General features: G+C 37.1%; 12 protein-coding genes and 2 pseudogenes. 13 read left to right on the top strand and 1 reads right to left on the bottom strand.

What is annotated here, in order from left to right:
* Window positions 1–5 precede the first annotated feature (5 nt).
* The 7 genes and pseudogenes from NSS79_RS30345 to NSS79_RS30315 form a co-directional block, all read left to right on the top strand.
* A complete protein-coding gene (locus NSS79_RS30345) occupies window positions 6–1,757 on the top strand; it encodes a BREX system ATP-binding domain-containing protein (RefSeq protein WP_342437310.1) in 1,752 nt (583 codons plus the stop codon).
* Window positions 1,747–3,198, top strand: coding sequence for a hypothetical protein (locus tag NSS79_RS30340; RefSeq protein ID WP_342437309.1), 1,452 nt, complete (start codon window positions 1,747–1,749; stop codon window positions 3,196–3,198). Before NSS79_RS30345 ends, NSS79_RS30340 begins: the two co-directional genes overlap by 11 nt.
* The gene (locus NSS79_RS30335; RefSeq protein WP_342437308.1) at window positions 3,199–5,238 is read left to right on the top strand and encodes an N-6 DNA methylase; all 2,040 of its coding nucleotides are present in this window, start codon (window positions 3,199–3,201) and stop codon (window positions 5,236–5,238) included.
* Window positions 5,239–5,801: 563 nt separating this feature from the next.
* Window positions 5,802–6,098, top strand: coding sequence for a transposase (locus NSS79_RS30330; RefSeq protein ID WP_340893796.1), 297 nt, complete (start codon window positions 5,802–5,804; stop codon window positions 6,096–6,098).
* A complete protein-coding gene (locus NSS79_RS30325; RefSeq protein WP_342440469.1) occupies window positions 6,095–6,967 on the top strand; it encodes an IS3 family transposase in 873 nt (290 codons plus the stop codon). The genes NSS79_RS30330 and NSS79_RS30325 overlap by 4 nt, the downstream gene beginning before the upstream one ends.
* A gap of 64 nt (window positions 6,968–7,031) precedes the next feature.
* Window positions 7,032–7,625 (top strand): AAA family ATPase, encoded by a 594-nt coding sequence (locus NSS79_RS30320; protein ID WP_342437307.1) that lies wholly within the window; start codon window positions 7,032–7,034, stop codon window positions 7,623–7,625.
* Between the two features lie 903 nt (window positions 7,626–8,528).
* A pseudogene (locus NSS79_RS30315) lies at window positions 8,529–8,696 on the top strand (IS30 family transposase); the annotation flags it as partial.
* 70 nt (window positions 8,697–8,766) lie between these two features.
* Here NSS79_RS30315 and NSS79_RS30310 read toward each other — a convergent pair.
* Window positions 8,767–9,915 (bottom strand): copper amine oxidase N-terminal domain-containing protein, encoded by a 1,149-nt coding sequence (locus NSS79_RS30310; protein WP_342437306.1) that lies wholly within the window; start codon window positions 9,913–9,915, stop codon window positions 8,767–8,769.
* Window positions 9,916–11,158: 1,243 nt separating this feature from the next.
* Between NSS79_RS30310 and NSS79_RS30305 the strand changes: the two genes are divergently transcribed.
* The 6 genes and pseudogenes from NSS79_RS30305 to NSS79_RS30280 all read left to right on the top strand — a co-directional run bounded on the left by NSS79_RS30305 (window position 11,159) and on the right by NSS79_RS30280 (window position 15,269).
* A complete protein-coding gene (locus NSS79_RS30305; RefSeq protein WP_342437305.1) occupies window positions 11,159–11,383 on the top strand; it encodes a hypothetical protein in 225 nt (74 codons plus the stop codon).
* Window positions 11,384–11,624: 241 nt separating this feature from the next.
* Window positions 11,625–12,101: a hypothetical protein gene (locus tag NSS79_RS30300; protein ID WP_342437304.1), complete on the top strand. Its 477-nt coding sequence runs from the start codon at window positions 11,625–11,627 to the stop codon at window positions 12,099–12,101.
* Window positions 12,102–12,264: 163 nt separating this feature from the next.
* Window positions 12,265–12,744: a hypothetical protein gene (locus NSS79_RS30295; protein ID WP_342437303.1), complete on the top strand. Its 480-nt coding sequence runs from the start codon at window positions 12,265–12,267 to the stop codon at window positions 12,742–12,744.
* A 300-nt stretch (window positions 12,745–13,044) separates the two neighbouring features.
* Window positions 13,045–13,416, top strand: a complete 372-nt coding sequence (locus tag NSS79_RS30290) for an iron chaperone (RefSeq protein WP_342437302.1) — start codon at window positions 13,045–13,047, stop codon at window positions 13,414–13,416.
* A gap of 459 nt (window positions 13,417–13,875) precedes the next feature.
* Window positions 13,876–14,813 (top strand): annotated as a pseudogene (locus NSS79_RS30285) (glycoside hydrolase family 5 protein); the annotation flags it as partial.
* Window positions 14,814–14,837: 24 nt separating this feature from the next.
* A complete protein-coding gene (locus NSS79_RS30280) occupies window positions 14,838–15,269 on the top strand; it encodes an RICIN domain-containing protein (protein WP_342440468.1) in 432 nt (143 codons plus the stop codon).
* Window positions 15,270–15,491: the final 222 nt, after the last annotated feature.

Below are 15,491 nucleotides of genomic sequence, written 5' to 3'. Positions count from 1 at the left end.
TTATTATGAAGGATTTCAGCTTACAACATATTGATAAATTATTTGAAGATTATAACACTGATAATTTGACGGATGAAAATTGTGGTGTTGAAATTAATGCAATGAGAAACACTCAGCCACCAGAACAACCCACCTTCTTTTTAAATCAACAAGATGCGAAATCTCAAATTAGATCAAAATTAAAGCATTCTCTTCGCGAGGATGCCTTTTCATGTATCGTTCTAAAAGGTGTAATAGGTGATGGGAAAACTCACTTTTTGAATCATATTTACTCCCATTTTAAAAGAAACCCGAATGAATTCTTTATAATTAAATTACGAGTAGAAGAAACGGAACGTTTTAAACGAAACTTCATAAAAACGGTTGTATCTGAAATATTTGCAAGATATTACAGGGAGTTTCGGAGAGCATTTAATTTGTTAGCGAAAAATGTATTACCTGGTCCTCTTGGAAACAACATTGACGATAATCTCGATACAATTCGAAAGGAACTTGATGTTTCTGATGAATTGGCGAAAATCTTATATAAATTACATACTAGTCCTGAAGCTGAATCTGCTTCAATCCGTGTGTTGGGAAATAGTTATGGGAAGACAGAGTTAAAGCTATTAGAAATAACTGAACTAACCACTCAAGATTATCTCAAAGTAGTGCAATTATTTACTAATTATTCAGGGGAAGATACGTTACTTATAATTATATTAGATGAGTTCGAACATGCTTATGGTCTTCCTTCCGGAGCAAGAAATATATTTTTTCAAAGCTTCAAACAATTTTATGATATGGCGGGCCCCCAGTATAAAAGGGTCTCATTTATAGCGGCTTTTACGGAGCAATATGCTAAGGGGAACAAGAAAGAAGAAAATATTGAGACGGCTATGTGGACTAGATTGGAAGCTAATATTGTTGAACTTGACCCATTTAGACTAACTAATGATAACCTAAAACAATTGCTGACCCATCTTATAGTCCGATATGAAAAGGCTTATAATTATAAAGTAACACCAGAAGTTTTTTTAGAAATTCCAAAATTACTCTTAAGAAGATTGGAAGTAACACATGCTATTAACTACAGAAAAGCAGTTTCAAATCTTATAAAGATACTTGATGAATTTAGAGAGAATAGACCATATAACCCACCTAAAAAGGCTATATCAACAGAACAATTAGACCTGTTCTCACTAAATTTCGAGGAAGTATTACCACAACCAATCCAAGCAGACAATGTTGATAATTCTTATAGCACTATAATAAGTTATGCTCGTCAAGATTGGGAGGATACTAAAGTAAAATTAAAAAGATCTAAATTGAAATCTGCGCTGGAGATAGTTTTAAAAGAGAAAGGTTTCAGTATAGCAAAATTAACAGAGCAGCCTGATGACGTATCAAGAATAGAAGCGTTAAAAGATAATGAGTATCCATTCATATTCTATATCTCGATTGCAAAAAGTGGTAGTATACTGGTTGGAAAATTCGATGATTGTTTAAGGTTGAAAGATAGCTTAAATCCAGAAGATTATTTGTTCATGCCTAAATTTTGTTTTGTTTACTCATATGAATCAAGAAATAAAAGTTTAATTGATTCAATGGAACTTCACTCCGATATTATCGACATGGGTATAGAAGAAAGCTACATGTATGACTTATTGGCGTTAAGGTTAGTAGATAATGATGAAATGAAAAAAGAGTTACTTCAAAGAGTGAATCCGATGTTTGAAAGTATTTCTTTTGATGTGAGGAATACAAATGAAGAATAGATGGGTATTATTAGAGTTAAGATGTGACTATGACGTTGAATTTGAGAATCAAATAACTATATGTGGATTAAAAGTAAGGACTGTTATAAATAATATAGCACTTTTTGAAGAGAGCAATAAACCTAATTATACTGAGATTCACCAATTAGAATCTTATATTATGCAAGAAATAATTAAAAATAATCCCTCTATTGATCCAGATGAAGAGATTTTCGAATTGAAAATAACAGAATCTGAAGAGTTAATTTTTGATCTAATTATAGAGGACGCCACGCTAACCGAGGAAGAATTTATTGATTTCCTACAAATAATTGGTAGGGTCCACGAATATGATCTTGAGCATAATCATTTTGAAAATTTAGAATACAATTTTGATTCGAAAATGCCACTTATTCATGACATACGTATGAAAAATGTAGCTATTTTTTGTTTGGATATGTTATATGGTGTGTGTTTTATTGGATACATGAAGAGAGAAACAGGTTTCCACGTTCGTATTAAAGCATTCCAATATGACATTATAAAAGTAATAATAGATAGATTTAAAGAACAATATAGTGAAATACTCTTTAAAAATAACTTAAAATGGAATCTTTTAATGAATCGTAAAACATCAAGTGGTTATCGCACAACTGATTCTTTTATCGCTGATAATGACTTAATGAAGCAATTTCTTAAAACCTCTAAAAGTACTTCATCAGGAGAAAACATGATGAAACTTTTATCTAAGTTATGTGATAAAGGTTACTTATCGGAAAAGGAATACACTAATCTGGCAGAGGATAAGAATATAGTGAAATTTCTTTTGCCATATTATCGTGTGGATAAGAATGACATGTCAAATATGGTGTGGTTTGGATTATCTACCGGCACCATTTATAAGGAACAAAATAAAACAGACCCCAAAAGAATACAGCAAGCACAATATACAAGGATTTTTTCAACTCATCATGATCTACTTTATTATATAAGATCATATTGGCATCAACATTTTGTAGAAGAGGCTTTGAATTCTATACGTAAGAAATGGGAAGAGTCTGAGTATATCTTACAAATTGTCGAAATGAAGGTGGATTGTCAATTTGATTTGTTATCTGAAAAAGCCCCTCAGAAAGCAACAAGAGACATTGATTGTTTACTATTAGTTAGAAATACGGATACTGGGAAGGAATTTATTATTCCTATTGAATCTAAACGTAATTCTAGAGAATTTACAAAGGTAGTTAAAGAAACACCATTAAAAATATCTTCTAGTTACTGCGATATTTTTGATGGATTTATAGTGGTCTCATATTTTAATAAAGAATCTGAAGAAAATATACATCGATCACTTTTGTGGAATTGTTCAGAGAAGAAAATAATATTATGTGTGGAAAACATTTTTAATAATTTTGTTGATAAGTTAGAAATATCAATTGAGGACATCTGTGAGGTAACATAAGTGATTAAACTTCAAAAAAACTCCAATGTATCAGAATATATAATTGAAGCGTGTACGTTCATAAAAAAACTTGGGCCGGAAAAAATAAAAAATTTTTGTCAGATGTATTTAGTGGCATATTTTAATCAATTCAATGCATTAAACTCTTGGTCAAAAACGATTACCCAACTTGACTTAAAGTTGTTAAAAAAAGAAGTTATAAATAATATTAATAAAGAAATTTTTTATTCGGTAGATGTACACGACAAAAGTAATATTGAGATCATACATTGGTTAATTAATAACCCTCCTATACTTTCAAATGAAGATATTTTAGGAAGTATATATTTATTATGTTCTACAGACTCTCATCGAAAGAGTATGGGGGAACATTACACAAGAACTGATTTGGTTGAGTATGTTGTTCATCAACTTCTTGATTTAAGGGAAGATAAGATTAGAAAAGTTTATGATCTAAGAGTTATTGATCCAGCTTGTGGTTCTGGTAATTTCTTAATCGAAGTTTTAAGAAGGGGAATTAGAGATTTTACAGGTTCATCAGAAGAATTTATGAATAAACTTAGCGACGGGAAATTTATTGTTGGTGTTGATATCCAAGAAATAGCTTGTGTAATTTCAAAGGTACGAATAATGATGGAGTTAATAAAAAATGGGATAATATTCAAAAGTGATTTTTTATTACCTATCTATAATTTTAATAGTCTATTAACTGAAAGTGAGTTGCTAAAAGAAAATAGCTTTGATGTTGTAATTACTAATCCCCCATTCTTAAGATATCAATCAATTGATTTACAGAGTCGAGAACTTATTGCAGCCAAGTATATGTCGTGTACAGGAAGATATGACTTGTATACAATCTTTATTGAGAAAGCAATTCTTCTTGCGAAATCCAATGGATATATAGCCATTATTTGTTCCGATATGTTTATGACTTCTGCTTATGGAAAAGGTATTAGAGATTTTGCAAGAACAAACTCAAGTCTATTATTAGTTCTTGACTTAAGGGAAATTTATCCTTTTGATGCAGCTGTTCTCTCATCGACCTTCTTCTTTCGAAAGCATACGGGCACACACACACCTATTTTAAACACAGTGAGAATAGGAGATGATTCAGCTTTTAAAGTAGAAACTATTGGAGTTGTTGATATATCTGACAACTGGCGGTATGCAGATTCAAACTCAGAAGAAGTATTTATAAAAATAAAAGAAAATAATATAACTGAAAAGTTAGGTGATTTAGCTAATATTTTTGTTGGCATAAAGACGACTGCGGATGATGTATATTGTAAGCCTGTTACAAATAAATTTGTGCAGGAAAAAATGCTGGAAAAAAGCCTTATTCATCCATTGCTAAGAGGCATTAATCTAAAACGATGGTCTGTGAATTGGACAGGTAACAAAAAATCTACAGATACTAATATAATTTATCCATATCGTAAAACTGAACATGGGATGCTCCCCGTCCAACTTGCTGATTACCCAAATATCGAAGAGTATTTGAATATTCATAAGTCTAATCTTGAATCGAGAGAATACTTTAAAGAAAGTAAGAAAAAATGGTATGAGTTATGGGTTCCTGTATCTTTTAATGTTTTTGAACAAATTAAAATTATCACTCCAGATATAGCTTCAAGATGTACCTTTGTACTAGACAAGGAAGGATTCTTTTGTAATGGAACTATATATGGTATTACTCTAAAGAGAGACAAGAATATTAAATATTATAGATATTTCATTGGTATTTTAAATAGTAAAGTTATAGAGTTCTTCCATAAGAAATATAACCCTAATAAAATTCATTCTCACAAGTTTAGATTTCAAACGGGAACTATGAAGAATTATCCTATTATTGTTAAATCTCACTCAAGTAAAGATTTTAAAGATTTGGTAAGGGTTGTAGAGCAAATAGAAAACTGCAGCAGTGATAAAGATATGCAGCGATATGAAGAAATAGCAAACCGAATAGTGTACAATATCTATGGATTAACTTCATCGGATATTGAGGTTATAGAAAGATACACAAGCTCAACAAACGTTTGAATTCATAAACAGTCTAAAACTTTATTTATTGTTTTAAAAGTGGACATCGTTAAGATTAAATAGTCAGTCTAAAACTTATTTCTCAATACCTGACGATTTTGTAACCAAAAAACCGCGTCAGATCAACAACTCGAGTCTAATACTTTATTTTCTCTGAACACTTTGTTTCGTGATAAAAAGTGTGGAACCAGTAAAAAAGTCTGGAACCAGTAAAAAAGTCTGGAACCAGTAAAAAAGTCTGGAACTAGTTAAAAAACTATGGAACCAGTAAAAAATGTGTGGAACTTCTACAACAGTCCCGATGATGCTTTTTTAGGTCATCGGGGCTGTTTTTTTAGTAGGGATTGTAGTCAGTGACCAAATAAAATAAAGTATTAGACTGGCGGGCGCCTCATTAACGGGCAGGATAGTTCAATCGTTTCTCGAATATTTTATGAGTTGGATAATTCTATGAACTTTTGAATATAACGTTATCTGAAAGATACGAAATAATTGCTGTTAGAGTTAAAAGTGGACACTCGTTAAGAGAACAGGAATAATGAGATTAACGAGGAGGTGTCCACATGAGTGGAACACGAAAAAGCTACAATGATGAATTTAAAAAACAGACGGTAAAGTACATCCAGGAGCAGACCAAGACGGTGGCGGAACTGGCCCAGGAGCTGGATATCCCCGCTAAAACCCTGCATCAATGGCTGGGCAAGTTCCGGCAGTTCCCAGACGAGCCCGTGGCCAGCGCCGAAAGGGTACGAGAACTGGAACGACAGTTGCGGGAAAAAGAACAGCAACTAGCCGATATGGCGGAGGAAATGGCCATCGTAAAAAAAGCAGTGCACATCTTCAGCAATCCAAAGAACTGAGATTTCAGTTCATCGAAGATCATCGCTCCCGGTTTCGTGTGGAGAAGATGTGCAGTGTCCTTGAGGTATCGCGGAGCGGCTATTACAAATGGAGAACGGCAAAACCAAGCCCACAAGCGACCCGAAAGGCGTTGCTTCTTCAGCGAATTACCTATCATTTTGACGATACAGGAGGCTGCTACGGCAGTCCTAAAATCACGATTCTTCTCCAGCGCGAAGGCTACAAGATCAGTGAGCGTACCGTAGGGAAATACATGAGAGAGCTGGGCTTGCGCTCCTGTGTAGCAAAGAAATTCCGCGTAAACACGACCGACTCCAACCACACCTTACCGGTTGCACCTAATCTGCTAAACCAACAATTCTCCACCGAAAAGCCAAATCAAACATGGGTCGCGGATATCACCTACATTCCCTGCCGGGAAGGACGGATGTACCTTGCCAGCGTGCTTGACCTATGCACCCGGGAAATCGTAGGCTGGCGGCTGGACGACCGGATGACCACAGATCTGGTAATGGGCGCTCTAGAAGACGCCTACAAGGCCAAACGCCCAAAGAAAGGTCTCATTCACCATTCGGATCGAGGCTCACAGTATGCCTCAGCCGACTACCGTAAACGTTTGGTGAAATACCGCATGAAGGCCAGCATGAGCCGTAAAGGCAACTGCTACGACAATGCTTGTATTGAATCTTTTCACAGCCTATTGAAAAAAGAGTTTGTGTACTGTACCCGATTCAAAACGAAGAAACAAGCCTATGATGGCATCTACCAGTACATTGAATTTTTTTATAACCGCAAGCGAATCCATGGTGCTCTGGGCTACGTATCGCCGGTTCAGTTTGCAGCTAGATTCAAACGAAAATCAGCCTAATTTCATTTTTTAGTGTCCACTTTCTTGACGGAGGTCCAAATTATCTTTTGAAGGGATGATTAAATTGAAGCAAGGGATATTAGTTTTTTTAAATGGAACTTCAAGTTCCGGAAAGACCTCGATATCGACTGAACTGATAAATCAGAAAGAGATTCTTTTTTATCATTTATCAATTGATGATTTTTTTAATAATTACAATGATTTTATTAATAATAAATTTCCAGATGAACCTCCAAAAGCAATAGATCATCAAGTTGTTTCTCAAATAGTTGATGATTCCATATTCACTGTGTACCATTCGACAATTAAATTGTTATTAGAATTGGGTTTTAATGTAATAGCAGATACCCTAATTAACACTGACAAGAGGTTTAATGAGTTTCTTGATCAATTTTTCGATCAGCCTACGTTATTTACAGGTGTAATATGCTCGAAAGAAGAACTCATAAGAAGAGAGCAAACAAGAGGAGATAGACCGATTGGACTAGCAGATTCACAGTTTACCCAAGTATATTGCTTTGATGAATATGACCTCGAAGTAAATACGGAAGAGATGAATCCAACAGAATGTGCCGAAAAGATATTAAGTTTTATTAAGTCCAATAAGGAATATTCGGTATTTAAGAAATTACGTAAAAGAAATGTTAGTGTTTCCTAGATGGCGTATCCATCAGATAACACCATATTCAAGCATTGGGGTTATCGTCCCACGGTCTGCCCGAGGGATTTCGGAATTCTAACGGGTACCGATAGTTGAATGACAGAAAAAAGCAGACCAAGAACTGTATTGTTTCAGTATTGGCCTGCTTTTTTGTGATGCTCCCTCAAAAGGCTTAGCGTTTTTTCTTACTCGCGCGCCTAGCCAAACTAGGCACAACTAGCCGGTGAAAGTCCGGTCGGGGAGTCAAGTCGCCTCATAGCTGGCGGGCAACTGGTGGAGAGATCCTAAGGTTGAAGCCCCGTGACAAAGTAGCACCTATGGAGCGCGAACAAATCAGCAGGCGTAACATCAAGTGAATCCTGCCGCACGTCAAAAAGAACCCGAACAGGGACAAGAGAGAGTCGAGCCCCGGAGTTATGGGTGAAGACCACGGAACGCGTGAAGCCCTTGGAAGACAGCGCGGAAGAACTCTCCGATGTAAGGGGAACGACATGTTGAGAAAGTTGTGTCTGGAACTAGGGAGCCCCTGCACGACGAACGTCGTAAAGAGCAAACCCATAAGCCCGAAAGGTGAAGTGGTGAGCTGCAGGAAGGGAGTCGGAGGGGGGACATATTACCGAGAAGTGAGGACAACAAAACCCCATGGAGGGAAGGGCGGCGAAAGCCAATACCCTACTTTGTCCATGTGCCAGAGGAGGTAAAAGTCAGTGAATGCAGTTAAATCTGCTAACTACGCCAAAGTAAAAGCTCGACAACTCCAAAACGCACTATACCTCGCGTCCAACGGGAATCCAAGGTGGCGGTTTCACGCGCTGTACGACAAAGTGCACCGCGGGCGTATACTTTGGGAAGCATGGAAACGGGTCAAATGGAATGGTGAAGGCTGCGTAGATGGCAACGGGGCTCAACGAAAACGGGAATGGCCTCCTACGAGAATTCTTCCCCAAGGGTCAGACTTTGCAGATGTTACGGAAGAACATCGGGCTGATTAATAATCGTCCCCGCAAATGTCTCGGCTGGAAGTCGGCTCACGAAACTTTCATGGATGAGGTGTCGCACTTAGCCTGACAAACCGTCTTTTTAAAAACAATGGCTAGTTAAAGTTCTAAACAATAAGAACTTCAACTAGCCAATTACTTTATGGCGTTACAAGCTCATGGTGATGCCCATTCAGCTCGATTCTATAAATTCCAATCGTTTTTTTTCTTTCATCAGAGCTTAGACCGCCAAAGCGTTGATAGCCAAATGTAGTAATGCCATTATCAGTAATTGGCCAATTATAGACCTTAGCTAATGTGTCAAAACCATAATAAAATCCAGGCATACCTAAATAATCAGTAGACCATTGTCCATTGTTAAATGTTGCAGATTTTAAATTGCTTGTTTCTTGAGGATTGGGAATACCACGCCCATATCTAATCAAATAATAGACATCGTTTAAATATGTTTTTACCGCCTCTATCGGTGCTTTTTCAATCGCTACCCTTGTAATCTCTTCTCCTTCCACACGGTATAAAATAAACTCCTGCGTTGTGTCCCAGGCATAATTCAAATAAAAATTGCCCATATCTGTATTAAACCATATATTCCCCAGTCGAACTAAGTTGTTATCCTCGATCAAATCCTGATAAACAAAAGGCTCGAATTGATTAAAAGTATTGCTAAATAATAATTGACCGTTTTCTTTAATGACTGCCATAAAACGATCACTATAGACAATGGACTTTCCTTGGTACAGTAATTTTAAAACACGGATAAGATTAAGGTTTTCGATTGCTGTGGCGTTAACATCCCTAATTATAATCAAGCTATAGGGTTGAATCTGTGCATTTTTTAAATACAAGACTCTTTTATTAAATGCCTCACCCATATATCTTAAAGGAATATACGTTGTATTGTTATAAATGCTTGCAGTCACGTCCATTACGCTTGATTGACCGTTTATAGTAATATTTTTATTTCCTATTTTCAAGAAAACGGTATTCGTAGCGTACTTAATGGTAATGGACTGTTCTTTTGTATTAAAATCTACCTTTGCACCAAATCCTTCAGAGATAAAACGAAGAGGTACTAGTGTACGTCCATCTTTCACAATCGGCTTAACGGCTGATACTTTCTGCCCATTAATAAATGCCATGGAGCTTTCAGGAGAAAGAATCATACTATTTTTCAAGTCGGATTCTGTTACATCTTCATAATAGTCATGAAGATTTTCCGCGTGTGCCGCAGAAACAAAAGCCAGGAATAATGTAAAAGTAAATAATGAGATGATAATTTTCACTTTCATTACTATACCTCTCAATATTGAATATTTTATAGATACATATATGTAATATTTACAAATATATGGTTTATTCATATTGTACACTTTTCCGTCAGGGGTTGCTACTCCACTGCAAAAGAAGTTGGTCCCCCAAAAGAACTTTGGGGAACCGATATTGATTTTTTATTTTAAAGATTTTTTACAGATACATATACGTCAGCATCACCTTAGGGAGTTCTTAATGATCTTCGCATCCGTAGTCATTATAATTACAATTTTACGGCAAGTTTTCGCTCCCGATATAGCCTTTGATCTGAAGTAGATATATACTATTATGGCCTTTTCATTTTTGAGTGCATTAGAGATCCTTTTGATTTCTCTTGGCAGCTTAATTAGTGCTGTAAGTAGTGTATCAGGCACACTCATTCTTGCATTCGAAATTGCAGTGGTTTATGCCATAGTTCGTCTATTGTCCTATGAGAATGATAAAAAGGAAGCAGGCAGGATCAACGAAAGACTAAAGGCAGTTAAGAAAGGAATTTACGAGTAGTCTATACAATCATAAAGCAGCATTTAAGGCTCTGTAAGAGAAGGCGGTAAGTTCTATGCTTACTGCTTTTTTGCATCTTATTGGTTCGTGGATACAGCTTGTCATTTTTCTATATACACCCTTTTCGCAGTTTTTTATGATGAGTTCATTACTTGGATTGTTGAACTTGTTTTGGCAATATATTGTGCGGCAACAAAGCAAATCCCCGTCGGGATGCGTTTAATAATTCGAGCAACAAGAGAATAGACCATTGCTGAAAAATCAACTTCCACAGGTGCACCGTGACGTGACTTTTTTCTGACTAAACTCAGGATCGGTGAGATATCTAAAGTTGAAAATCCTATTCGAGATTTATGAAATTGATTCATTTACTATTGAAGTGGGGGTAGAACATGACGAGCTGTATTATGGAGGATGTGTGTATGATAATCGAAGTTTCAGACGTGGTCAAAAAATACAATAATCTCGCAGTGTTGAAAGGGGTTAATCTGAGCATACGTGAAGGTGAGATATTTGTTGCTAGGACCTAATGGGGCGGGAAGTCTACGTTGATGAATGAAAAGGTAAGGACGTGAATGAATATAGAAACAATTGTGGTAGATCAAAAAAGTGCTGATGCTGTCAGAATTGTGCGTAAACGGGGAGAGTTGATGCAAGGGTAAGTATTATTGTGAATTAATCTTCATTTATCTTAATTGGAAAAGGGGTTTTGAATCAATGAATAGCAATATTATTTGCGGGATAGTATTATTAGCGCTGAGTTTGTTTTTTAAGCCATTATTGGCGATTGTGGGGCTGAATGAAAGGTTGTTCGGATTGTACTGGCAAGGTGAAACTGTGTTTTCATTGAGTCCATTCTTAGTTCGGATTATTCTAGCAGTAATTGGGATTATCATGCTTATCATCGGCGGTATGCAAGTTGCCAAGCAGAAGAATACATAGTTGAAAGGAACTTCGCAGCACTTAATTGGCAAACAAGCTTCAATGTAAGTTGAGGCAACATGCATTGCTGGATTTGACTGAATTAGAGTCTGGATAAAAGAGCAGCCTTGAGCGTTTATCAAAGAAAACAAGCTGGTCTGCGAAAGTTCAGTTAATTAATACTCTACATAGAGTTATTTACGAAGTTCGTAAATAAGACGTTATGCGAAAGTGCCGTAAATCTTATTAAGGAGGAATCCTCTTGATAGGCCCGATATATCTTAGGGAAGGACTAGTTACAAAGTTTAAAGATCATATTTCAAAAATCCCTTATTGCATAATAATTCACAACGATAAAACCCATTCAATAAAAAAACCAAAGAATCTAACGATCGACGAGGTTAATTCAATCGTTTTCAACTTTATTAGTGCAAAGTATCCTATTGTTTGTTCTGCAGGAAGCAAAAGTACAATTCCTTTTTGGGACTATCATGTTGCCCTGAATTGTGGAGATAGTGATAAAGATGTTTTTATTTCTGAATTATTAGTTAGAGAACCAATGCACGAAAACATGATAAAAGGAATATTAATGGCGTATTTTATGGTAATCAACAACAAAAATAACTACGAAAGACTAGTTGTACCAATTGAATTGGAAAAGATTGAGGGATATGAAGATATAACAATTGAATATGACCACCTAAATAATCTTACATATTTATACAAAAAAAGATCTTGAATGTATCTAAAAGAAGCCGGCACCATAGCATAACACCATGTTCACGCTTCGGGCATTCACCTCTCGGTCCGGCAGGAGTAAGGAAGCAGATTCGACTGGAGTCATTCAGCTGCAGGGAAGCGAAATCAGCCGGACACATCCGCACCAATGAAAGGAGTTAAGAATGAAAAGATATATTGAATTTTCTTTTTATCTACCGTTTTTTGATTTGATAGATGACACGTTTGAGGGATTTAGTTTAGAAGAATTAATGAGACAATTAAATATAAGATTTAATTTCATGGAATTATGTGACCAGTATTTATCATATGGCGAAGGACCTAGCAGAGCAGGAAAGGGAGATGTTTTTGCATTTTTTACGAAAGACGATAGGGATAGTTTTATATTAATAGATTTGTTTAATGACTTTACTGATCAGCATAACATGGTGAAATTAGGAGTCCGCTGTGAAATTAAACATGATAACGATAAGCGGGTAAGGAATATACTTAATAATATACACTCAAGGGCAGAGATTAAAAGTAAAATAAAAGAGAGTAATGATGATTTACTGAAGTTAGAGATTAATAGCGAAGAGTATCCAAAAGAGATTCGTTACGGGGATCAAAAATACATGAAGAACATTTATTATAACACCATATAGACCTTATGCCTGTAGTTGAAGAAGGCAGATACATCATATAACTACGTATTCACGCTGCAGCCCATACGGCCCTTGGTCTGGAAGAGGTTTTTCGGGGAGAAGATCCACCGGACACATTCAACCGGCTAAGAGGCAGAGCCACCCAGCACTGCGTGCCTTTTACTTGATTCCCACCTAAAATATAATAATAGTGAAAAGGAGATGAATATGACACCCTTAGCCTACAGAAAATCAAAAACGGATAAGCAAACTAGGGTATGTTAAATACATTAAATGAATTTTATTTTAGGGGGGCATGACATGGAAGTTTTTGCAGAATATTTGGCGCAAATTGATCACCCGGAACATCGGGAGCGAGTGGAAGAGGTTTTGGCTTGGGTAATCAAGAAATTTCCAAACCTAATGCCGAAAATTGGCTGGAATCAGCCTATGTTCACCGATCATGGCACATACATTATTGGTTTTAGCGTAGCCAAACATCATATGGCTGTTGCCCCTGAAATCGCAGGGATTAATCATTTTTCTGCTGAAATTGTGCAGGCTGGCTATGATCATACCAAGCAGTTGGTACGCATCCGTTGGGAGAGTCCGGTTGATTTCTCATTGCTTGAGAAGATGATCGAGTTTAATATTTTGGATAAGGCAGACTGTTCAAGCTTTTGGCGGAAATAAAGTCGTCAAGATATGAGCATCTTGCTTGAATTTCATCATAATAAAAGTGAGGTGCTGAATGAAACAGCGCTTCACTTTTTTTATGGAAATTTGCTGTCGTTTGGTATTAAAAACCGATTGATGATTGTATAATATAACAGAATATGTAAGCGTTTACTGGGTATAGGGATTTCATAACACACCCCCTATGTTATGTATCTTAATCTAAATATCCGCTATGCTAGAACGATAATTCTTCTTAGATCTGATGATCTAGCCGCCTCCATATGCTAATGCACCTCCTTAATGCCTATCGACTACACCCACCAAGACATACCCCATAGATTTGCAAACTTTGTGAAGGGGGGATGAATCTTTTCGGAAAATAGAGCACAGGAAAGTGCAGCAATCCATTTAAGGAGGTAGCTTTATATGTTCAAAAAAATGATTGCGGTTGTTAGTGCATTAATTATCACCTTCATGACCGTATCTTTTGTCCCACCTGAAAAAGTGAAGGCCGAAGCTAATTCGGTCGTAGCCCAAAATGGCCAACTGCGAGTTTCTGGGAACCAATTAGTGAATCAGGCGGGAGAAGCGATCCAATTAAAGGGGATGAGTTCCCATGGTTTGCAATGGTTTGGCCAGTACGTGAATTATGATAGCATAAAATGGATGAGAGACAATTGGGGAATAACTGTATTCCGGCCAGCTATGTATACGCAAGATGGCGGCTATATCAATGATCCTTCGCAAAAAAATAAGGTGAAAGAAGCTGTGCAGGCTGCAATTGATCTGGGAATCTATGTGATTATCGATTGGCATGTGCTGGGTGAAAAAGATCCGAATATTTATAAAGAACAGGCAAAAGGTTTTTTTGCAGAAATGGCCAATTTGTATAAGGATTATCCGAATGTGATCTATGAAATCGCCAATGAGCCTAATGGGTATGCTACGTGGAACGGCCACATTAAGCCATATGCAGAGGAAATGATTCCGGTCATCCGTTCCATTGATACGAATGGAATCATTATCGTAGGAACCGGAACATGGAGCCAGGATGTGCATGATGCCGCCAACAACCCTATCGCCCAAAGCAACATTATGTATACAACACATTTCTATGCCGGGACTCACGGTTCATGGCTGAGAGATCGTATTGATTATGCAAGGAGCAAAGGTGTGGCCGTATTCATCACCGAGTGGGGAACGAGTGACGCTTCCGGAGACGTGGTCCTTTCCTTGCCGAATCTAAAGTATGGACGGATTTTATGAAAGACAGAAAACTGAGTTGGACCAACTGGTCATTATGTGATAAAACGGAAGCCTCCGCTGCATTGACGCCTGGCGCAAGCCCTTATGGTGGTTGGTCTGACGCGCAGTTAACGGCATCCGGTAAATTTGTCAGAGAGCAGTTAAAGTCAGCAACGCCTCCAAGTGATGGTATCGTTTCTGGTAAAACCTACAAAATGGTTAACGTAGGCAGCGGTAAAGCATTGGACGCAGCTGCTGCAGGCACTGCAAACGGCACAAATGTACAGATCTGGGACGATAACGGAACGGGTGCTCAGCAGTGGATAATCACAGATGTTGGCGGAGGTTTATATAAGGTTATTAACGTCAATAGTAATACAGGTTTGGATGTAGCTGAGATGGGGACTGCCAATGGATCGAATGTGCAATTATGGAGTTATGGCGGCGGTTCCAATCAGAAGTGGAGCATTGTTAAAGTTGGAAATGCTTATAAATTGATTGCCAGCAACAGTGGGAAAGCTCTGGATGTCGCTGCTGCTGGCACTGCAAATGGAACCAACGTTCAAATTTGGGATGACAATGGTACCAACGCGCAAAAGTGGAATCTGTATCAACTAAACTAGCGGGGAGGTTTGAAGAAGGCTCCCGGATTGTATTTATCTCTGCTCAATGTTAATCTAACTAATAGAGATGCATACAAAGGAGCGTTAACCTGATCATGTGGATTACTCTGTAAAGATTAACAATGCGAAAGGATGCCTGTAATAGTGATTACACTATTTTATTCGGCATGCTTTTCTTTAATCTTACAGGGTATGCAGGGAAAGGTGTAATGTAAACCCATT

Source organism: Paenibacillus sp. FSL L8-0436 (assembly GCF_038593025.1).
Classification (GTDB): Bacteria; Bacillota; Bacilli; order Paenibacillales; family Paenibacillaceae; genus Paenibacillus_AQ.
Note: the sequence above shows the minus strand (reverse complement) of the source record. Positions and strands in the feature narration are given on the sequence as shown.